General features: G+C 62.5%; 18 protein-coding genes and 1 tRNA gene. 14 read left to right on the top strand and 5 right to left on the bottom strand.

Features of this window, described 5'->3' with window-relative positions; all coding sequences use genetic code 11:
• Positions 1 to 4 precede the first annotated feature (4 nt).
• From tolB to nadA, 7 genes are all read left to right on the top strand, one after another.
• Positions 5 to 1,303 carry a Tol-Pal system beta propeller repeat protein TolB gene (gene tolB, locus BLS08_RS08665; protein WP_055983686.1) on the top strand — a complete coding sequence of 433 codons (1,299 nt, stop codon included), beginning with the start codon at positions 5 to 7 and terminating at the stop codon, positions 1,301 to 1,303.
• A gap of 54 nt (positions 1,304 to 1,357) precedes the next feature.
• Positions 1,358 to 1,855, top strand: a complete 498-nt coding sequence (gene pal / locus BLS08_RS08660) for a peptidoglycan-associated lipoprotein Pal (RefSeq protein WP_003241687.1) — start codon at positions 1,358 to 1,360, stop codon at positions 1,853 to 1,855.
• A gap of 6 nt (positions 1,856 to 1,861) precedes the next feature.
• Positions 1,862 to 2,674: a tol-pal system protein YbgF gene (gene ybgF / locus BLS08_RS08655; RefSeq protein WP_031306452.1), complete on the top strand. Its 813-nt coding sequence runs from the start codon at positions 1,862 to 1,864 to the stop codon at positions 2,672 to 2,674.
• A 213-nt stretch (positions 2,675 to 2,887) separates the two neighbouring features.
• Positions 2,888 to 3,535 carry a 7-carboxy-7-deazaguanine synthase QueE gene (queE, locus tag BLS08_RS08650; RefSeq protein WP_055984706.1) on the top strand — a complete coding sequence of 216 codons (648 nt, stop codon included), beginning with the start codon at positions 2,888 to 2,890 and terminating at the stop codon, positions 3,533 to 3,535.
• Between the two features lie 2 nt (positions 3,536 to 3,537).
• A complete protein-coding gene (gene queC, locus BLS08_RS08645) occupies positions 3,538 to 4,212 on the top strand; it encodes a 7-cyano-7-deazaguanine synthase QueC (RefSeq protein WP_055983683.1) in 675 nt (224 codons plus the stop codon).
• Positions 4,213 to 4,270: 58 nt separating this feature from the next.
• A tRNA-Lys gene (locus BLS08_RS08640) sits at positions 4,271 to 4,346 on the top strand.
• Between the two features lie 138 nt (positions 4,347 to 4,484).
• A complete protein-coding gene (gene nadA / locus BLS08_RS08635) occupies positions 4,485 to 5,543 on the top strand; it encodes a quinolinate synthase NadA (protein ID WP_090336379.1) in 1,059 nt (352 codons plus the stop codon).
• A gap of 126 nt (positions 5,544 to 5,669) precedes the next feature.
• Here nadA and BLS08_RS08630 read toward each other — a convergent pair whose 3' ends face one another.
• Together BLS08_RS08630 and BLS08_RS08625 are read right to left on the bottom strand one after the other, a co-directional pair.
• A complete protein-coding gene (locus tag BLS08_RS08630; protein WP_055985455.1) occupies positions 5,670 to 6,743 on the bottom strand; it encodes an LOG family protein in 1,074 nt (357 codons plus the stop codon).
• Between the two features lie 131 nt (positions 6,744 to 6,874).
• Positions 6,875 to 8,278, bottom strand: a complete 1,404-nt coding sequence (locus BLS08_RS08625; protein WP_055985458.1) for an MBL fold metallo-hydrolase RNA specificity domain-containing protein — start codon at positions 8,276 to 8,278, stop codon at positions 6,875 to 6,877.
• A 123-nt stretch (positions 8,279 to 8,401) separates the two neighbouring features.
• Between BLS08_RS08625 and BLS08_RS08620 the strand changes: the two genes are divergently transcribed.
• Entirely contained in the window at positions 8,402 to 10,804 is a 2,403-nt protein-coding gene (locus BLS08_RS08620; protein ID WP_090336377.1) for a phosphoketolase family protein, read from the top strand.
• A gap of 37 nt (positions 10,805 to 10,841) precedes the next feature.
• Complete coding sequence (locus BLS08_RS08615; RefSeq protein WP_021488357.1) at positions 10,842 to 11,036, top strand: hypothetical protein; 195 nt, start codon at positions 10,842 to 10,844, stop codon at positions 11,034 to 11,036.
• A gap of 13 nt (positions 11,037 to 11,049) precedes the next feature.
• Here BLS08_RS08615 and BLS08_RS08610 read toward each other — a convergent pair whose 3' ends face one another.
• Entirely contained in the window at positions 11,050 to 11,451 is a 402-nt protein-coding gene (locus BLS08_RS08610) for a quorum-sensing-regulated virulence factor family protein (protein WP_021488358.1), read from the bottom strand.
• A 290-nt stretch (positions 11,452 to 11,741) separates the two neighbouring features.
• On the opposite strand from BLS08_RS08610, the gene BLS08_RS08605 reads away from it, so the two are divergent.
• Complete coding sequence (locus tag BLS08_RS08605) at positions 11,742 to 13,430, top strand: OmpP1/FadL family transporter (RefSeq protein ID WP_031306454.1); 1,689 nt, start codon at positions 11,742 to 11,744, stop codon at positions 13,428 to 13,430.
• A gap of 60 nt (positions 13,431 to 13,490) precedes the next feature.
• Positions 13,491 to 14,213, top strand: a complete 723-nt coding sequence (locus BLS08_RS08600; protein WP_021488360.1) for a tRNA-uridine aminocarboxypropyltransferase — start codon at positions 13,491 to 13,493, stop codon at positions 14,211 to 14,213.
• On the opposite strand, the gene BLS08_RS08595 is transcribed toward BLS08_RS08600, so the two are convergent.
• Positions 14,173 to 15,099: a DMT family transporter gene (locus BLS08_RS08595; RefSeq protein WP_090336446.1), complete on the bottom strand. Its 927-nt coding sequence runs from the start codon at positions 15,097 to 15,099 to the stop codon at positions 14,173 to 14,175. The two genes, BLS08_RS08600 and BLS08_RS08595, sit on opposite strands and share 41 nt — an antisense overlap.
• Positions 15,100 to 15,302: 203 nt before the next feature.
• Here BLS08_RS08595 and erdR point away from each other — a divergent pair, with 203 nt between their 5' ends.
• Both erdR and BLS08_RS08585 read left to right on the top strand, forming a co-directional pair.
• The gene (gene erdR / locus BLS08_RS08590) at positions 15,303 to 15,953 is read left to right on the top strand and encodes a response regulator transcription factor ErdR (protein WP_017677940.1); all 651 of its coding nucleotides are present in this window, start codon (positions 15,303 to 15,305) and stop codon (positions 15,951 to 15,953) included.
• Positions 15,954 to 16,117: 164 nt separating this feature from the next.
• Positions 16,118 to 16,483 carry a diacylglycerol kinase gene (locus BLS08_RS08585; protein ID WP_017677939.1) on the top strand — a complete coding sequence of 122 codons (366 nt, stop codon included), beginning with the start codon at positions 16,118 to 16,120 and terminating at the stop codon, positions 16,481 to 16,483.
• A gap of 3 nt (positions 16,484 to 16,486) precedes the next feature.
• On the opposite strand, the gene BLS08_RS08580 is transcribed toward BLS08_RS08585, so the two are convergent.
• Positions 16,487 to 17,413 (bottom strand): LysR family transcriptional regulator, encoded by a 927-nt coding sequence (locus tag BLS08_RS08580; RefSeq protein ID WP_026088664.1) that lies wholly within the window; start codon positions 17,411 to 17,413, stop codon positions 16,487 to 16,489.
• Positions 17,414 to 17,526: 113 nt separating this feature from the next.
• Here BLS08_RS08580 and fpr point away from each other — a divergent pair, with 113 nt between their 5' ends.
• A complete protein-coding gene (fpr, locus tag BLS08_RS08575; protein ID WP_026041990.1) occupies positions 17,527 to 18,306 on the top strand; it encodes a ferredoxin-NADP reductase in 780 nt (259 codons plus the stop codon).
• Positions 18,307 to 18,385 lie beyond the last annotated feature (79 nt).

Raw genomic sequence — 18,385 nt, 5'->3', positions numbered from 1 at the left:
CTCTGTGAACAACCTGATTCGTATCGCCCTGTTGGGGCTGGTCATGCTGGTCGGTAGCGTCCAGGCGGCCGACCCGCTGGTGATCTCCCAGGGCGCTGACCGCGCCACACCCATTGCTGTCGTGCCGTTCGGCTGGCAGGGTGGTTCGATACTGCCTGAAGACATGTCGCAGATCATCGGCAACGACCTGCGCAACTCCGGCTACTTCGAACCGATCCCGCGGCAGAACATGATCAGCCTGCCGACCCAGGCCAGCGAAGTCATCTACCGCGACTGGAAAGCGCTCGGCGCGCAGTACGTGCTGGTCGGCAACATCGTGCCCAATGGTGGCCGCTTGCAGATTCAGTACGCGCTGTTCAACGTCAGTACCGAGCAGCAGGTCATGACCGGCAATGTCGGTGGTGGCACCGATCAGTTGCGCGACATGGCTCACCATATCGCCGACCAGTCGTTCGAGAAGCTCACCGGCGTCAAGGGGGCATTCTCTACGCGCCTGCTGTATGTCACTGCCGAGCGCATGGGCACCAGCAACACCCGTTACACCCTGCAGCGCTCCGACTACGACGGTGCCCGTGCGGTGACCTTGCTGCAATCGCGCGAGCCGATCCTGTCGCCGTCGTTCGCGCCGGATGGCCGCCGTATCGCTTACGTGTCGTTCGAGCAGCGTCGCCCGCGCATCTTCGTGCAGCACATCGACACCGGGCGTCGCGAGCAGATCACCAACTTCGAAGGCCTCAATGGCGCGCCGGCCTGGTCGCCGGATGGCAACCGTCTGGCCTTCGTGCTGTCGCGCGATGGCAACCCGGAAATCTACGTGATGGACATGGGCAGCCGGCAGATGCGGCGCATTACCAACCATTACGCCATCGATACCGAACCCTTCTGGGGTAAGGATGGTCAGACCCTTTACTTCACCTCGGATCGTGCGGGTCGTCCGCAGATCTACAAGACCAACATCAATAGCGGGGCTGTGGAGCGAGTGACCTTCGTCGGTAACTACAACGCCAACCCGAAATTGTCGGCTGATGAGAAGACCCTGGTGATGATTCATCGTCAGGATGGCTTCACCGTGTTCAAGGTGGCTGCACAGGATCTGGAAACCAACCGTTTGCGCATACTTTCAGACACAAGTTTGGATGAGTCGCCCACTGTTGCGCCCAATGGCACCATGCTAATCTACGCCACCCGCCAGCAGGGCCGGGGAGTCTTGATGTTGGCGTCCACCAATGGACGCGTGAGGCTCCCTCTTCCTACCGCTCAAGGCGAAGTTCGAGAGCCTTCTTGGTCCCCTTACCTGAACTGATGCGGTGCTACACCTTTTTGCTTAACACAACTGGGGTTCATTAGGAGTTACATGATGGAAATGCTGAAATTCGGTAAGTTCGCTGCACTGTCCCTGGCTCTCGCCGTTGCTGTAGGTTGCTCCTCCAAAGGCGGCGACGCTGCTGGTGAAGGCGCAGTTGACCCGAACGCTGGCTACGGTGCCAACACTGGCGCTGTTGATGGCAGCCTGAGCGAAGAAGCTGCTCTGCGCGCTATCACCACCTTCTACTTCGAGTACGACAGCTCCGACCTGAAGGCCGAAGCCATGCGCGCTCTTGACGTACACGCCAAGGACCTGAAAGGCAACGGCGCTCGCGTCGTTCTGGAAGGCCACGCTGACGAGCGCGGTACCCGTGAGTACAACATGGCTCTGGGCGAGCGTCGTGCCAAGGCCGTTCAACGCTACCTGGTTCTGCAGGGCGTCTCCCCGGCTCAGCTGGAACTGGTTTCCTACGGCGAAGAGCGTCCGGTTGCCACTGGCAACGACGAGCAGTCCTGGGCTCAGAACCGTCGCGTAGAGCTGCGTAAGTAAGCTGCCATGCGAGATTGCCGCCGTATCCTGACCCTTCTGGCACTCGCCTTGCCGCTTGCGGCGATGGCGGAGGTTCCCGTACTGGAAAGCAGCTCCATGCAACAGGGCAGCAGCTATCCACCGGCGGGTTATGGTACGGCCGGCACCTACGCCGGAGCGGGTGCGCAAGCACCCGCTTCTGCGCAGGGTATGCTGTTCAATCAGCTCGAGCAGATGCAGCAGGAAATTGCGCAACTGCGGGGCATGGTCGAAGAGCAGCAGAATGAAATCCAGCGCCTCAAGCAGGAAGGCCTGGAGCGTTACCAGGATCTGGACCAACGCATTTCCTCTGGCGCCGCTGCCGGTGGAGCTCCCGCACAGAATTCAGCCGATGGCGCGGTAAACGCCAATGGCACCCCGACGCCACCTGCCGCACAGCAGCAGGCCAGCGCCGAGCCGGGTGATCCGGCCAAGGAAAAACTCTATTACGACGCTGCCTTCGACCTGATCAAGGCCAAGGACTTCGACAAGGCGTCGCAGGCGTTCAGCGCCTTTCTCAATCGTTATCCCAACAGCCAGTACGCGGGTAACGCGCAGTATTGGCTGGGCGAAGTGAATCTGGCCAAGGGTGATCTGCAAGCAGCCGGTCAAGCCTTTGCCAAGGTCAGCCAGGCCTACCCGAGTCACCCCAAGGTGCCGGATTCGCTGTTCAAGCTGGCCGATGTCGAACGTCGCCTGGGTCACAACGACAAGGCCCGTGGCATCCTTCAGCAAGTCATCGCGCAGTACCCGGGTAGCTCGGCCGCCCAACTGGCCCAGCGCGATCTGCAGCGGCTGTAAGCCAGCAATTGACGAAAACCCGCGCTCGTCGCGGGTTTTTCTTATCTGGCCTCGCGTGATCCATTAGAATGAGCGCTCGCATGCGAGGCGGGGTTTCAGCTCGGCTGATGTCCTTGTCGCCATGCCTTGTCGAATGTCGGCCACTGCCGGCGTTCCTGTCTTTTCACGCAACGGAAGCGGATGGCCTGTTTCGTCATCACGCTCGTGGCTACCATGCAAGAAACTCTGCGTATCACCGAGATTTTCTACTCGTTGCAGGGGGAGACGCGTACCGCCGGCTTGCCGACGATATTTGTGCGCCTTACCGGCTGCCCCCTGCGCTGTCAGTACTGTGACACCGCCTATGCCTTCAGTGGCGGCGAGATCGTCACGCTGGACAGTATCCTCGACCAGGTGGCCGCCTATCGGCCGCGCTACGTCTGCGTCACCGGCGGCGAGCCGCTGGCTCAACCCAACTGCATCCCTCTGCTTGCGCGTCTGTGCGATGCCGGTTACGAGGTGTCGCTGGAAACCAGTGGTGCGCTCGACGTCTCAGCGGTTGATGCACGGGTCAGCAAGGTGCTCGATCTGAAGACGCCTGGATCTGCCGAAGTGCAGCGCAATCGCTACGAGAACGTCCAGTGGCTGACACGCAACGATCAGGTCAAGTTCGTCATCTGCTCGCGTGAAGACTACGACTGGGCAGTATCCAAATTGATCGAATATGACCTGGCTGCTCGAGCCGGCGAAGTGCTGTTCTCGCCCAGTCACAAACAGGTCGATGCACGTGCCCTGGCCGACTGGATCGTGGCCGACAACCTGCCCGTACGTCTGCAATTGCAGTTGCACAAGATTCTCTGGAACGACGAGCCGGGACACTGAACATGAACGACAATAAAGCGGTCATCCTCCTTTCCGGCGGCCTGGACTCGGCCACTGTGGTGGCCATGGCCAAGGCAGAGGGCTACGCCTGCTACAGCATGAGTTTCGATTATGGCCAGCGCCATCGCGCCGAGCTGCAGGCGGCCGAGCGCGTCGCCCGGCAACTGGGCGTGGTCGAGCACAAGGTGATTGGCCTGAACCTCAACGGCATCGGCGGTTCGGCGTTGACCGACAGCAGCATCGCCGTGCCCGAATCGCCCACTGAAGGTATTCCCGCCACCTACGTGCCAGCACGCAACACGGTGTTTCTGGCGCTGGCCTTGGGCTGGGCCGAGGTGCTGGGGGCGCGCGATATCTTCATTGGCGTCAACGCGGTGGATTACTCGGGCTACCCGGATTGCCGTCCCGAGTTCGTCGCCGCCTTCGAGCGTATGGCTAACCTGGCGACCAAGGCGGGTGTGGAGGGGCAGGGCTTTGTTATCCGCGCACCGCTACAGCAGATGAGCAAGGGCGAGATCATCCAGGCCGGTATGCGCCTGGGCGTGGATTACGCACTCACTGTCTCCTGCTACCAGGCCGATGATGACGGCCGCGCCTGTGGCAAGTGCGACAGCTGCCGCCTGCGTGCAGCCGGTTTCGCCGCTGCCGGTGTGCCTGATGCGACGCGCTACTGCTGAAAAAGTTTTCGCGAAGTGTTGATTTCCTGAATTAAATCAGTATCATGCGCCTCGCGTTGGGTCGTTAGCTCAGTTGGTAGAGCAGTTGGCTTTTAACCAATTGGTCGTAGGTTCGAATCCTACACGACCCACCAGATCGCAAAAGCCAGTCGTGAGACTGGCTTTTTTTTGCTCTCGGAAAAGCCCTCTGGCCCGATGCTGCCCTGCCTGTGGCGATGGGCAGCCAGAGGGTATACTCGCAGCTCGCTCAAGAGCGCCGCAGGTTCGATGATATGACGCAGATTTCCGAACGCCTTCTGGTTCAAGCCCACCTCGATGCCAAGCAGCCCAAGCCGCTGACCGCCGAGGAGGAGGCCTTCTATCGCCGCGAAATCGCCGCTGAGCTGAAGAAGCAGAACGCGGTGCTGGTGGCGCACTACTACTGCGATCCGGTGATCCAGGCGCTGGCCGAGGAAACCGGCGGTTGCGTTTCCGACTCCCTGGAAATGGCCCGCTTCGGCAATCAACACCCGGCGCAGACCGTGGTGGTGGCCGGGGTCAAGTTCATGGGCGAGACGGCGAAGATCCTCAATCCGGAAAAGCGCGTGCTGATGCCGACGCTGGAGGCGACCTGTTCGCTGGATCTGGGCTGCCCGGTGGATGAGTTCTCGGCCTTTTGCGATCAGCACCTCGAGCGCACCGTGGTGGTGTATGCCAACACCTCGGCGGCGGTGAAGGCGCGTGCCGACTGGGTGGTGACCTCCAGCTGCGCGCTGGAGATCGTCGAGAGCCTGATGGACAACGGCGAGACCATCATCTGGGCGCCGGACAAGCATCTGGGCAACTACATCCAGCGCGAGACCGGCGCCGACATGCTGCTGTGGGACGGCGCCTGCATCGTGCACGAGGAGTTCAAGTCCAAGCAGCTGCTGGACATGAAGGCGCTTTACCCAGACGCTGCCATTCTGGTGCACCCGGAATCGCCGCAGAACGTGGTCGAGCTGGCTGACGCCGTGGGCTCCACCAGCCAGCTGATCAAGGCGGCGCAGACCCTGCCGAATTCCACCTTCATCGTCGCCACCGACCGCGGCATCTTCTACAAGATGCAGCAGCTGTGCCCGGACAAGACCTTCATCGAGGCGCCCACAGCCGGCAACGGCGCGGCATGCCGCAGCTGCGCGCACTGCCCGTGGATGGCGATGAACACCCTGGAGCGCGTGCTGACCGGCTTGCGTCAGGGCTCCGGCGAGATTCATGTCGACCCGGCGCTGATTCCCAAAGCGATCAAGCCGCTCAAGCGCATGCTCGATTTCACCCAGGCGGCGCGGATGAAGGTCGCCGGTAACGCCTGATAGGCATGCAGTAAAAAGAAGCCCAGCCAATGCTGGGCTTCTTGCTTTACGTAGCCCGGATGCAATCCGGGAATGGTGAGAGGCCAATATCCCCGGATTGCATCCGGGCTACGGCAACTGATCAGCTCAGGTTGCCCAATTCTCCGGTTCGTTGACCACATTGAGCAGCGCGCGCAGGCGGCCATAGTCGCGACCGTTGAAGGCGAAGGCCAGACGGGTCAAGTGGCACAGTTCCGGTTCGTCGCGCTCCTGCTCGCAGTAGGGTTGCTGGGTAAAGCCACCTTCCTTGCACAGGCTGGCGAAGTCGCTGTCCAGCTTGGCCAGAGCCGCCTCGTTGAGCGGATGATTGAGGCGAATCACGAAGCGATCCTTGAGCCAGCGGCTGGAGTGGAAGTTGCGGTAGAAGCGGGCGATCTCATCCACCGCCTCTTCGGCGCTATAGACCAGGTGCATCAGATTGAGATCGGTAGGCAGGATATAGCCGTTATCGCCAAGCTGACGACGGATGAAGCCCAATGCATCTTCCCAGTAGCTACCGCCCGGTTGGTCGAGCAGTACCACGGGCACCAGTGGGCTCTTGCCGGTCTGGATCAGGGTCAGCACTTCCAGCGCTTCGTCGAGGGTGCCGAAACCGCCGGGGCACAGCACCAGGCCGTCGGCCTCCTTGACGAAGAACAGCTTGCGTAGAAAGAAGAAGTGGAACGACAGCAGGTGATGGCTGCCGCGCATGGTCGCGTTGGCGGTTTGCTCGAAGGGCAGGGTGATATTGAAGCCCAGGCTGCTTTCCGCACCGGCGCCTTCATGGGCTGCCGCCATGATGCCGCCACCGGCACCCGTGACCACCATCAGATCGCGGTGTGCCAGTAATGCGCCGAGCTCGCGAGCCTGCCTGTACAGGGGATGATCGGGTGGCGTTCGTGCCGAACCGAACACCGTGACCTTGCGCCGCCGTTTCAGTTGTTCCAGTACGCCGAAGGCATGCTCCATCTCACGCAGGGTCTGCATCATGATCTTGGCGTCCCAGCGGTTACGATCCGCCTGGGCCATATGGATCACCGTGGTGAGCATTTCGCGGTACAACGCCAGGTTGGGGCTGTTGCTCGGGGTTGCCAGAGCGACCAGCTCCTCCACCTTGCTGCTCAGGTCGACCTCGCTGGTTTGCACGTGGCGCGACAGATAGTCGTCCGCTTCAAAGGGCATGGAAACTCTCCTCTTCTTGGCCTGTGAGAGGCGAGTAGCCTCTCGCGGTGGCCGGTTCCTTGATTATGGAGTGTTGAGCAGCTTGCCACAGGCAGTCTGCCGTTTCGTTGCCATCTTTTCGTAAGCGCCGGTTACAGGGCGATCTGTTCACCGGGTTCGGGAATGTTGGCGATCCAGTTCAGGCGTTCGCGCAGGGTGGCTTGCAGGGCCTGCATCTTCTCCAGCTCGCCGTGCACCAGGTACAGCTCGGGGTGATGCTCGAACCGGCTGGCCCAGTCGAGCAATTGCGTTTGCCCGGCGTGCGCGGAGAAACCGCCCAGGGTATGCACCTTGGCCTTCACCGCGATGCGCTGGTGCAGCACCTTGACCGTCTCGGCGCCGTCGACGATCAAACGCCCCAGCGTGCCCTTGGCCTGGAAGCCGGGGAACACCAGATGGCAGTTCTCGCGCCAGAGGTTGTGCTTGAAGTGATGAACAATACGCCCGCCATTGCACATGCCGGCACCTGCGATGATGATCGCGCCGCTCTTGATCCGGTTGATGGCCATCGATTCTTCGGCTGTTGGCGTGCAGCGCAACACTGGCAGCCAGTCCTCGACTCGCTTGATACCCTTGGCTGCCAGCGCCGCGCGATCGGTAGCCGCGAACTGGTCATGAAAGCGGCTGTAGATGGCGTTGGCGCGGATTGCCATGGGACTGTCGAGGAACACCGCCTGTTGTGGCAGGCGGCCTTCCTGATAGAAGCGGCCAAGGTAATAGATCAGGTCCTGGGTGCGGCCGACGGCGAACGACGGGATCAGCACGTTGCCGCCTTCCTTGTGAGCCTGCTGCAGGATGTCGGCCAGCTCTTCCAGGGTTTCATCGCTGGGGCGATGGTCACGGTCGCCGTAGGTCGACTCCATCAGCAACACGTCTGCCTGATTCAGTTGGGTCGGCGCCTGCATCAGTGGCGAGCAGGTATTGCCCAGGTCGCCGGAGAACACCAGATGACGGTGCAGGTGGTGATCCTCTACCTGCATTTCGATGATCGCCGAGCCGAGGATATGGCCTGCATTGTGGAAGGTGACCTGCACGCCCTTGGCCACCTCGACCGCTACGCCGTAGGCATGCGCGCGGCGCTGGCTGAGCGCCTGCTCGGCATTGGCGATGGTGTATAGCGGTTTAACCGCCGGCTTGCCCTGGCGTGCGCGCCAGCGGTTTTCCCATTCGGCGTCCTTCTCCTGCAGGAAGGCCGAATCCAGCAGCATCAGCTCGAGCAGTTCGCAGCTGGCCTCGGTGGCGTGGATCGGGCCGCGATAGCCTTCGGCGACCAGGCGCGGCAGCAGCCCGCTGTGATCGAGGTGGGCGTGGGAGATCACCACCGCATCCAGGCTGCTCGGGTCGAAAGGAAACGCACTGCGGTTCAGGTCCTCTTCCTGGCGGCGTCCCTGATGCATGCCGCATTCGAGCAGCACCTTGGCGCCATCGCGGCTTTCCACCAGGTAGCAGGAGCCGGTGACCTGTTGAATCGCACCGAGAAAAGTGAGCAGGGCCATGGTTTTTTCCTTGTCGTGATCTTGAGACGAGTCTGCCGCTTCGAACCGGAGCGAGTCTTGATGCAGGTCAGCGGGTGCCGCGTAGCGATACCTAAACTGCAGGAAACATTCAGGAGAGCACTCATGACCCAGCTATTGCCCGACGCTGTCGCCTTGGCTCAGCACGCTCAGCAATACCCCGACTTTGCCCGCTGGCAAGCCGGTCACGGACCTATCCAGCATAGCCCGCAGACCAGCGCCGCCGTGTTTCGTCTGGCCCATCAGCTGGTGCAGAGCGGCCTGCAGCCCGACTTGCCGAGCGTCTACCGCCTGTTTCGCGCCCTGGATTCGCTGACCGCAGCCGGCCTCTGGCTGGTGGTGCACATGACCTACGCGCAGCGCGTGAGGCTAGATGGCCAGCCGCTGCAGGCCGAGGACTTTAAGCCGGTGCCGGAAGGTCATACTGGTGGCGCGCTGAACATGGTGCCGGCCTACGCCGGTTACCTGGCACTCAATGCCCTGACCGCCGAGACGCGTGGCTGGCTGATGGGGCAGGGTCATTGCGTGGCAGCAATCGAGGCGCTGAACCTGCTGACCGGCAATCAGCACCCCGAGCAGGCCGCCCGTTACGCTCGCGACGAGGCGGGCATGAGTCGCCTGGCGGCGGATTTCTACAGCTACGTCCAGTCCGTTGACGGCAGCCCAGGCGTGCCGCTGGGCAGTCACGTCAACCCGCACACCGCCGGCGGTATCGCCGAGGGCGGCTACCTGGGCTTTGCCGAGCTGCAGTACGCGCATCTGCCATTGCCGGGGGAGAAGCTGGTGGCCTTTCTCTCCGACGGCGCCGCCGAGGAGCAGCGCGGCAGTGACTGGATGCCGCGCTGGTGGCGCGCCGAGGATTGTGGCGTGGCGCTGCCGGTGATGATAGCCAATGGCCGGCGTATCGAGCAGCGTACCGAGTTGGGCACGTTGGAGGGCCTGGAAGGGTTTCGTCGGCACCTGCGCGGTTGCGGCTTCGATCCCCTGAGTTTCGATGGGCGTGATCCGGCAGCCTTCGTCTGTGCGTTGTGGGAGATGGAGCAGCGCCTGGCGCATCGAGTGGATGAACTCAATCGCGAGCTGATCGGTTATCCCTTGCCGATGCCCTACGGCATTGCCGAAACCACCAAGGGCTATGGTTTCTTCGGCGCTGGCAGCAACGCCGCTCATAACCTGCCGCTACCGGCCAGCCCGGCTCTCGACGCGCAGGCGCGCGAGCTGTTCAACCAGCATGCGGCTGCCTTGTGGGTAGAGCCGCAGACATTGTCCGACGCCTGCAATCTGTTCGCCAGTCGCAAGGGGCACGCGCTGGAGCGGGACAACCCGCTGGCCTTGCGTCAGCCGCCTCAGCCGGTACAGCCGGTGCTGCATTTTCATGATCGGCCCTGTTCGCCCATGAGTGCGCTGGATCGTTATTTCGTCGATCTGGTGCGCGCCAACCCGCAACTGCGGCCGCGTGTCGGCAACCCGGACGAACTGGCCAGCAACCGCCTGGGTGGGGTACTGGCAGCGCTCAGGCATCGCGTCAGCCAACCCGAGAGCGAGCTGGAGTCGCTGCACGGCGCGGTGATCACCGCACTCAACGAGGAGGCCGTGGTGTCTGCCTGTCTGGCCAATCAGGGCGGCCTGAATCTGGTAGCCAGCTACGAGGCGTTTTGCGTGAAGATGCTCGGCGCCGTGCGCCAGAGTCTGATCTTCGCACGTCAGCAGAAGGAGGCGGGACGTCCAGCCGGCTGGCTGGGCTGGCCGCTGGTGGCCACTTCGCACACCTGGGAGAACGGCAAGAACCAGCAATCGCACCAGGACACCACCTTCTGCGAGGCACTGCTGGGCGAAATGCACGATGTCATGCGCGTGCTGTTGCCGGCCGATCACAACTCGCTGCTGGCCCTGCTGCCGGAGATCTACCAAGCGCGTGGCCAACTGGCCTGCCTGGTGGCGGCCAAGCGTGAACGACCCTGTTTCTTCACGGTCGAACAGGCACAGCAGCTGGCGCGCGACGGTGCCCTGCAGGTCGATGAAGGTGGCGACGGCGAGCCTGTGCTGCTGATCGCCAGTGGCAGCTATCAGTTGAGCGAGATGCGCCGCGCCGCCGTTCGTCTGAGCGTGAAGGGTGTGGCCTGGCGTCTGATTTACTTGCAGGAACCGGGGCGTTTTCGGGCACCGCGCGATGCCTGGGAGGCCGCCAGCGTAGCCAGCGCCGAGCAGCGTGAAGCGCTGTTTCCGGCGGCGTGCCGCCGTCGCGTGCTGCTGACGCACATGCGCCCGGAGGTAGCCGCGGGCCATCTTTGGCCGCTGCTTGGCGACGCCGCCAGTTGTCGGGCGTTGGGCTACCGCAACCGCGGCGGCACCTTCGACGAGGCCGGCATGCTGTTCGCCAATGGCTGCAGTTGGGCGCATGTGCTGCAAAGCGTGGCCGAAGTGCTGGGCGTATCGCCCGATGGCTGGTTGAGCGCTGAGGAACGCGCGGCTCTGGCAGGCAGGGGGGACCCTCGCTGTCTGCGTTGAGCCCACGAAGTGGAGCAACGGGAAGGGAGGGGCAGGTATGCCCAGGTTGACGCTGGAGATAAACACGGAGCTGTACCGCATGCTGCAACAGGCTGCGCGTACCAATCACATGAGCATCGAGGACGAGTGCCTGCGCCGCCTGGAGGGCGGCGCGCGGCGTTCACGCTATATGGAGGCCTTGCTCGCCGAGCTGCGCGCCGATGATGCGCAGCGTCGAGCGGAAAGGGGCTGACGACGGTCGTGGATCAGAGGCCGCAGTCGCTCTTGTCGAACACTTCGACGGTAACCGGACGGTTGCTGCGGTACTCGCTGAACTGATAACGCAGCTGCGCGCCCTGCGCCAGCAGGCTGCGATAACCCGGGTTGCGGCAGACGCTGGCCGCCAGCTGGCTGCGCACCGTATCGGGGTTGCCGCGCATCTGCGCGGCATGCGCTTCGCGCACGCTGAGGTGGTTGATCAGCGTGTGACCTTCCACGGTATAGCCCTGATCGAGAATGTCCTCGTTGATCGCCCGCGGCGTGCCTTCGCTGCTTTGCCGGGCGACCTGCTCCAGGGTGCGAGTCAGCTCCATCTCCTTCAGCGAAGCTGCCTGGGCAGTGGGAAGCATCAGGCTGAGCGCGAGAGCGGGGAGGATGTAACGCAGCATGTCATGTGACTCCTGAAAGCGTGGACGAGGGGTTGGACAGGGCCTCGCAGCGAATGTTCGCGCCGCTGGCCATTTGCCCGTGTGAAACAAAGTGTTACCGATGGGGACATGCTGGCCTTTGGCCGCCGCCCGTCACCACGACCAAAGGCCGGGGATCATCGGCCAAACCTGCACGTCACAGACATTGAGCCGCCGTCGCAGTCGGACGTCGCCAGTACAGACCTGCCTGAAGTCTGCCGCTGGTGCAGGAAGGACTGCGCGGTGTTCAAGCAGCGTGCAGGAGAATAACAATGACAATGCTCTTTCGGCGCTGGCCATCGCGGGTGATGGTCGGCAGTTTACTGGTTTTGCCCGTTGCGCAGGTGCAGGCATCCGGTTATCACTTCGGTTCGCAATCGGTGGCGGCGCAGGGTTCGGCACATGCCAACGGTGCCGAGGCGGCCGACCCTTCGACCATTTTCTACAACCCCGCAGGCCTGGCCCGGCTCAAGGGTACCCAGGTGACTTCCGGTCTGAGCATTCTGCTGCCGGATGGCGATTACGAGGACAAGGGTAGCCGCGATGTGTTCGGCAATCCGGTGTCGGGCGATGCCGGCGAGTTTCTGCCAGATGCCGCCGCTGCGCCCAACTTCTATTTTTCCCACGAGATCAACGACCGGGTGACGGTCGGTCTGGGCATCTTCACCCCGTTCGGCGCCAAGCTCGACTACAAGGAGGACTGGGCCGGGCGCTACGGCATCCAGTCGGCCAGCCTGGAGACGGTGACCTTCAACCCGAGCATTGCCTTTCGCTTCAACGAACACCACAGCATCGGCTTCGGCGTTTCGGCGCAGTACATCAAATCGGTGCAGCGCGGGGCGGCGGATGTCAAAGGTGCTTCGCGGCAATTGGCTGGGCAGTTTGTCACCGCCAATCAGGACCTGACCGAGCTGGCCGCATCACCGCTTGGTCAGTTCGCCATTCCCTTGCTCTATGGCATCGATGTGCCCAGTGAGATCAGCAGTTGCGACGGTCAGGCCGATGATGCTTTCGTCGACTGTGTGGCGAAGAACTTCGCCGACAACGTCCAGGGCGACGGTTACTTCCGGGTCAAGGGCGATGACTGGGGGTTTGGCTGGAATATCGGCTACATGTGGGAGCCGACCGAGTCGACGCGCTTTGGCGTGTCGTATCGTTCCAACATTCGCCACACCCTCGAGGGTGAGACCAAGTGGAGCTTCGCCGGCGTGTCCGGCAGCGTGCCTTCACCCGATACCGATCTGAGCGGTGGCATCGATCTCGGCATCATCACCCTGCCGCCAGCCGATGCATTGGGGCAGGTGCTGGACCCGAGCAACTGGGTCAATCCCGGCGATTTCGCTGGCTCCAGGCTGCACCCCAACTCCAAGGCCAAGACCGCTATCGATACACCGGAGATGCTCTCATTCAACGCCTTTCATCAGCTCAACGACAAGGTGGCGTTGATGGCGGATCTGACCTTCACCCGTCACTCGCGGCTCGACGAAGTGCGTATCGGCATCGATCAGGTGGCCGGCTATCCCTACTTCAATGGCGTTACCGAGGGCGACCTGAGCGTCAAGCAGGACTGGAAGGACAGCTACAAGATCTCCCTGGGCATGAACTACCAGTACAGCGATGACCTGCTGCTGCGTACCGGCGTGGCCTACGACCGCTCTCCGGTCAACTCGCCGCAGCTACGTCATCCGGCGTTTCCCGATGCGGATCGCTACTGGCTTTCGCTCGGCGCCAACTACAAGGTGACCCGCGACACCTCGCTGGACTTCGCCTACAGCTACGTGCAGTTCTCCAGCGGCAAGATGGACTACCAGGACGGCTGCTCCCCGGCCGGCTGGGTGCCGGGCGCCGGCGGGCTGTACCAGGACAGCGGCGTGCGCTGCACCGGCAACGGTGGCAATTACACCGGGGAGTACAACACCCACATCCACTTCATCGGCCTGGCGTTGAACCATACCTTCTGATCCATCTGAGCGGCGAACGGGGGTGGTAGAATCCCGCCCCCATTCGCTGTTGCTCCCGCCATGACCCGTCCAGCCCCACATGCCGTCGCCCGCCTGCGCACAGAGCGCCTGGCGCGTAGCCTCAAACCCTTCGTCGCCCGTGGTTCGCGCGCCGAGCGCTGCCCGCACTGCCGGGTGCAGCCGACCCATTGCCTGTGCGCCTGGCGCCCGCAGGTCGAGGCCAATGCCGCCATGTGCCTGGTGATGCATGACATCGAGGCGTTGAAACCGAGCAATACCGGCTGGCTTATTGCTGATGTGGTGCCTGAAACCCACGCCTTCGGCTGGACGCGTACTGCCGTCGACCCGGCGCTGCTGGAGTTGCTGGCCGATCCGCAGTGGCAGCCTTATCTGGTGTTTCCCGGTGAGTACGTGGCGCCGCAGCGCGTGGTGGAGGAGGTGCAGCTTGCGCCCGGCAAGCGGCCGCTGTTCGTGCTGCTCGATGCCACCTGGACCGAGGCGCGCAAGATGTTTCGCAAGAGCCCCTATCTGGATGCGCTGCCGGTGCTGAGCCTGACGCCGGCGCAACTATCGCGCTATCGCCTGCGTCGCTCCACTCGTGGCGAGCACCTGTGCACCGCCGAGGTGGCCGCCATGTGCCTGGAGCTGGCTGGCGACCTGCGTGCCGGTGAGGCGCTGGACGATTATCTCGATGTGTTCAGCCAGCACTACCTGGCTGCCAAACGGCGTCTGCCGCTGGATCTCAACGACGCTCTGCACCAGCGTTTGCAGACGTACCGCTGAGTTCGGTGGGCAGCGGCTTGGGCCACAGCTGCGCCAGCAGCATGCCGCCGAACATCAGCGCACAACCCAGATAGCCGCGCGGTGCCAGCACTTCGCTCAGCAACAGGGCGCCGGCGATGGCGGCGAACACGGCTTCCAGCGAGAGGATGATCGCCGCATGCGAGGCGATGGCATGCTGCTGCGCCACCACCTGCAGGGTGAAACCGATCGCCACGCCGAACACTCCGCCGTAGAGGATGGCCGGCCCGGCGGCAATGATGCCGTCCAGTGTCGCGGTCTCGAATACCAGCGCCAGGATCAGGCTGATCACCGCGCAGGTGGCGAACTGGATGAAAGCCAGGCGCAGCGGGTCGTGACGGCTGGCGAAGAATCCCACCAGCAATACGTGAATACCCCAGACGAAGGCGCCGGTCAGTTGCAGCCAGTCGCCGGAGGCTACGGTGAAGCCTTCGCCGACGCTGAGCAGGAACATGCCGACCACTGCCAGGCTGGCGCCCAACCAGATGCCGGCGCTGCTGCGCTGGCCGATCAGCAGGCCGAGAATCGGTACCACGATCACGTACAACCCGGTGATGAAGCCTGAGTTGGTCACCGTTGTGAACAGCAGGCCGACCTGCTGCAGATTGATCCCTAGCGATAGCGCCAGGCCCATGATCACGCCACCCACCAGCAGGTTGCGATTCAGCGGTGCAGCGGGGCGCTGCTGGCGACGTTGCAGAAAAGCCAGCACCGGCAACAGAACCAGGCAGGCGAGGGCGAAGCGCAGGCCGGTATAAAGGAAGGGGCCGATGTTATCCATGCCCAGACGCTGGGCGACGAAGGCGCTGCCCCAGATCATCGCGGTAATCAGCATCAACAGGTCAGCGCGCAGGGCTTGGCTTCGCATCAGGGCGTCTCGGCAGGAAAGCTGCGCATCGTGCCGCAAAGCATTGAGCTTGACCACCCCGCCACAGCTCGGCATGCTGAGCGCCGCCGTCGGTCCGAGTGGGGAGTCTGTGATGCTCAATGAGCAGGCTTGAGCGGGTCGTCAGGCGAAAAGCACTGCCATACTCACCTCAGTGCCACTTATAACAAGAACAGGATCTGCCAATGGCCGCCTACGAAATCCTGATTGCCGACGACCATCCGCTGTTTCGCAGCGCGCTACAACAAGCATTGACCCTGGGCTTGGGACCTGAAGTGCGTCTGGTAGAAGCTGCCAGCATCGCCGAGCTTGAAGGCCACCTGGCCGCCAAGAGTGATTGGGACCTGGTCCTGCTCGATCTCAACATGCCCGGTGCCTATGGTTTCTCCGGCCTCGTGCTGCTGCGCGGGCAGTACCCGCAGATTCCTGTGGTGATGATCTCCGCTCAGGAAGAGGCGTCCGTGGTCAACCGCTCCCGTGAGTTCGGCGCCAGTGGCTTCATCCCCAAATCCAGCCCGCTGGAAACCTTGCAGCAAGCGGTGCGACATGTACTCGATGGTGACACCTGGTGGCCACCGTTGGCCGAGGAGGGCGCGCCGGTTTCCGCCGAGGCCAAGGCGGCCAGTGCCGGCCTGGCCAGCCTGACACCGCAGCAGTTTCGTGTGTTGACCATGGTCTGCGAAGGGCTGTTGAACAAGCAGATTGCCTACGAGTTGAGCGTCTCCGAGGCGACGGTCAAGGCGCATGTGACGGCGATTTTCCGCAAGCTGGGCGTGCGCACCCGCACCCAGGCGGCGTTGCTGTTGCAGCAGATGGAATCGATCCCCGCGCAGTGAGCTGCGCTGCGTTGAAAGCAAGCTCGGCTTGCTCATTTGCAGCCAGTAAACTGCGCAGCCTCACTTGCTCTCGCCTTGTATCCCTCTAGCTCGCGATCTCGTAGATAGGTTCTCGCGCAGCGGATGCAGTAAGCTGCGCGCCTCTTCCAGTAGGGGTGAGGCGCATGTCGCCATTCAAGGGCCAAACCGGCCTGAAACGTATCCTCAATGCCGCCAGCTATTCGCTCGATGGCCTGCGCGCTGCGTTCTTCGGCGAGGCAGCCTTTCGCCAGCTGGTGTTGCTCAATCTGGTGCTGATTCCATCGGCTTTCCTGCTCGACGTCAGTCGTGGCGAGCGCGCGTTGATGGTGGCCGTGTGTCTGCTGGCACTGATCGTCGAGCTGCTCAATTCGGCCATCGAGGCAGCCATCGATCGCATTTCCCTGGAGCGCCACCCGCTGTCGAAGAACGCCAAGGACATGGGCAGCGCCGCGCAGTTCGTCGCGTTGGGCATGATCGCCTCGGTGTGGGCAATCATCCTCTTGAACTGACGCTCAGATGATCGGTGGTAGGACGATCTGATCGCTGCGACTGACTCCGGCCGTCAGTGCGCGACACTGTTCGAGAAACTCGCGCATCGCTGCTGTCTGGTACTTCTGCTTGTGCCAGATGAAGTAGAACTGCCGGCGCAGGTCCAGTTCCGGAGTTTCCACCGGCATCAGGCTGCCGCGACGAAAGGCATCGCGCAGCGCCAGGCGTGAGATGCAGCCGATGCCCAGGCCGGATTCCACGGCGCGCTTGATCGCCTCGGTGTGTTCCAGCTCCAGGCGGATATTCAGGTTGCGCGGGTGATGACGCATGGCTTGGTCGAAGGTCAGCCGCGTGCCCGAGCCCTGTTCACGCAGAATCCAGGCTTCATGCGTCAGCTCTTCCAGGCTGGCACTGCCGCGCTGGGCCAGTGGGTGTTGTGGCGCGCAGAACACCACCAGTTCGTCCTCGACCCAGGGCTGCACCTCGATATCCGGGTGCTGGCAGTCGCCTTCGATCAAGCCCAGGTCCAGCTCGTAGTGAGCTATCTGTTGCACCACATGAGCGGTGTTATGCACCTGTAGCTTCACCCGGCATTCGGGGTGGTGCTGCATGAAACTGCCAATCAGCAGGGTGGCCAGATAGTTGCCCACGGTCAGGGTGGCGCCGACGTGCAGCGAGCCATAACCGCTCTTGCCACCCAGCAGGCGTTCGATTTCGCGCGCCTGGTCGATCAGGGCCACGGCCTCGGGCAGTAGCTGTCGGCCCAGGGCATTGAGCGCCAGACGCTTGCCGGCGCGATCGAACAGCTGGCAGTCGGATTGGCGTTCCAGTTCGGTCAGCGAAGTGCTGGTCGCAGACTGCGACAATGCGAGCGATTGCGCGGCGCGCGAGACGCTTTCATGCTGCGCCACGGCGACGAATACCTGAAGTTGTCTGAGAGTAAATCGCATATCGATATAACCGATAACCTATATCTTGATAATCCACTTAACAGATATTGTTGCCGCGAATAGAATGCCGCGCAATCGCGCCTTTGGCGCTGAAGTTCTTCGAGGAAATCATCATGAGCAATATGAACGTCGAGCGCGTGCTCAGCGTCCACCACTGGAACGATACGCTGTTCAGCTTCAAGTGCACCCGTGATCCGGGCCTGCGCTTCGAGAATGGTCAGTTCGTGATGATCGGTCTGCAGCAGGACAATGGCCGCCCGCTGATGCGCGCCTACTCCATCGCCAGCCCGAACTGGGAAGAGCATCTGGAATTCTTCAGCATCAAGGTGCCGGACGGTCCGCTGACCTCGCAGCTGCAGCACCTGAAGGAAGGCGACGAGATCATCATCAGCAAGAAGCCCACCGGCACGCTGGTGCTCGATGATCTCAACCCCGGCAAGCACCTCTATCTGCTCAGCACCGGCACCGGTCTGGCACCGTTCATGAGCGTGATCCAGGACCCGGAAACCTACGAGCGCTTCGAGAAGGTGATCCTGGTTCACGGCGTGCGCTACGTGAACGAAGTGGCCTACCGCGAGTTCATCACTGAGCACCTGCCGCAGAACGAATTCTTCGGTGATGCCCTGAAGGACAAGCTGATCTACTACCCGACCGTGACCCGCGAGCCATTCGAGAACCAGGGCCGTCTGACCGACCTGATGCGCAGCGGCAAACTGTTCGCCGATATCGGCCTGCCGCCGATCAACCCGCAGGACGACCGCGCCATGATCTGTGGCAGCCCGAGCATGCTCGACGAAACCAGCGAAGTGCTCGACAGCTTCGGTCTTAAGATCTCCCCGCGCATGCGTGAGCCGGGGGATTACCTGATCGAGCGTGCCTTCGTCGAGAAGTAAGCCGTCGATCTGCTGCGCGTCGGCCCTGCTGCGTTAAAAACAGGCTCGGCAGGCCGCTTGCGGCCAACGCACTTTAGTG

The sequence above is a fragment of the Ectopseudomonas chengduensis genome (genome assembly GCF_900102635.1).
GTDB classification, from domain to species: Bacteria; Pseudomonadota; Gammaproteobacteria; order Pseudomonadales; family Pseudomonadaceae; genus Aquipseudomonas; species Aquipseudomonas chengduensis.
This window is presented reverse-complemented; position numbering and strand designations above follow the sequence as displayed.

Excerpts from the sequence above, each read along its gene's own strand:
- pal (WP_003241687.1), top strand. The coding sequence starts at position 1,358 with ATGGAAATGCTGAAATTCGGTAAGTTCGCTGCACTGTCCCTGGCTCTC.
- ybgF (WP_031306452.1), top strand. The coding sequence starts at position 1,862 with ATGCGAGATTGCCGCCGTATCCTGACCCTTCTGGCACTCGCCTTGCCG.
- queE (WP_055984706.1), top strand. The coding sequence starts at position 2,888 with ATGCAAGAAACTCTGCGTATCACCGAGATTTTCTACTCGTTGCAGGGG.
- queC (WP_055983683.1), top strand. The coding sequence starts at position 3,538 with ATGAACGACAATAAAGCGGTCATCCTCCTTTCCGGCGGCCTGGACTCG.
- nadA (WP_090336379.1), top strand. The coding sequence starts at position 4,485 with ATGACGCAGATTTCCGAACGCCTTCTGGTTCAAGCCCACCTCGATGCC.
- BLS08_RS08630 (WP_055985455.1), bottom strand. The coding sequence starts at position 6,743 with ATGCCCTTTGAAGCGGACGACTATCTGTCGCGCCACGTGCAAACCAGC.
- BLS08_RS08625 (WP_055985458.1), bottom strand. The coding sequence starts at position 8,278 with ATGGCCCTGCTCACTTTTCTCGGTGCGATTCAACAGGTCACCGGCTCC.
- BLS08_RS08620 (WP_090336377.1), top strand. The coding sequence starts at position 8,402 with ATGACCCAGCTATTGCCCGACGCTGTCGCCTTGGCTCAGCACGCTCAG.
- BLS08_RS08615 (WP_021488357.1), top strand. The coding sequence starts at position 10,842 with ATGCCCAGGTTGACGCTGGAGATAAACACGGAGCTGTACCGCATGCTG.
- BLS08_RS08610 (WP_021488358.1), bottom strand. The coding sequence starts at position 11,451 with ATGCTGCGTTACATCCTCCCCGCTCTCGCGCTCAGCCTGATGCTTCCC.
- BLS08_RS08605 (WP_031306454.1), top strand. The coding sequence starts at position 11,742 with ATGACAATGCTCTTTCGGCGCTGGCCATCGCGGGTGATGGTCGGCAGT.
- BLS08_RS08600 (WP_021488360.1), top strand. The coding sequence starts at position 13,491 with ATGACCCGTCCAGCCCCACATGCCGTCGCCCGCCTGCGCACAGAGCGC.
- BLS08_RS08595 (WP_090336446.1), bottom strand. The coding sequence starts at position 15,099 with ATGCGAAGCCAAGCCCTGCGCGCTGACCTGTTGATGCTGATTACCGCG.
- erdR (WP_017677940.1), top strand. The coding sequence starts at position 15,303 with ATGGCCGCCTACGAAATCCTGATTGCCGACGACCATCCGCTGTTTCGC.
- BLS08_RS08585 (WP_017677939.1), top strand. The coding sequence starts at position 16,118 with ATGTCGCCATTCAAGGGCCAAACCGGCCTGAAACGTATCCTCAATGCC.
- BLS08_RS08580 (WP_026088664.1), bottom strand. The coding sequence starts at position 17,413 with ATGCGATTTACTCTCAGACAACTTCAGGTATTCGTCGCCGTGGCGCAG.
- fpr (WP_026041990.1), top strand. The coding sequence starts at position 17,527 with ATGAGCAATATGAACGTCGAGCGCGTGCTCAGCGTCCACCACTGGAAC.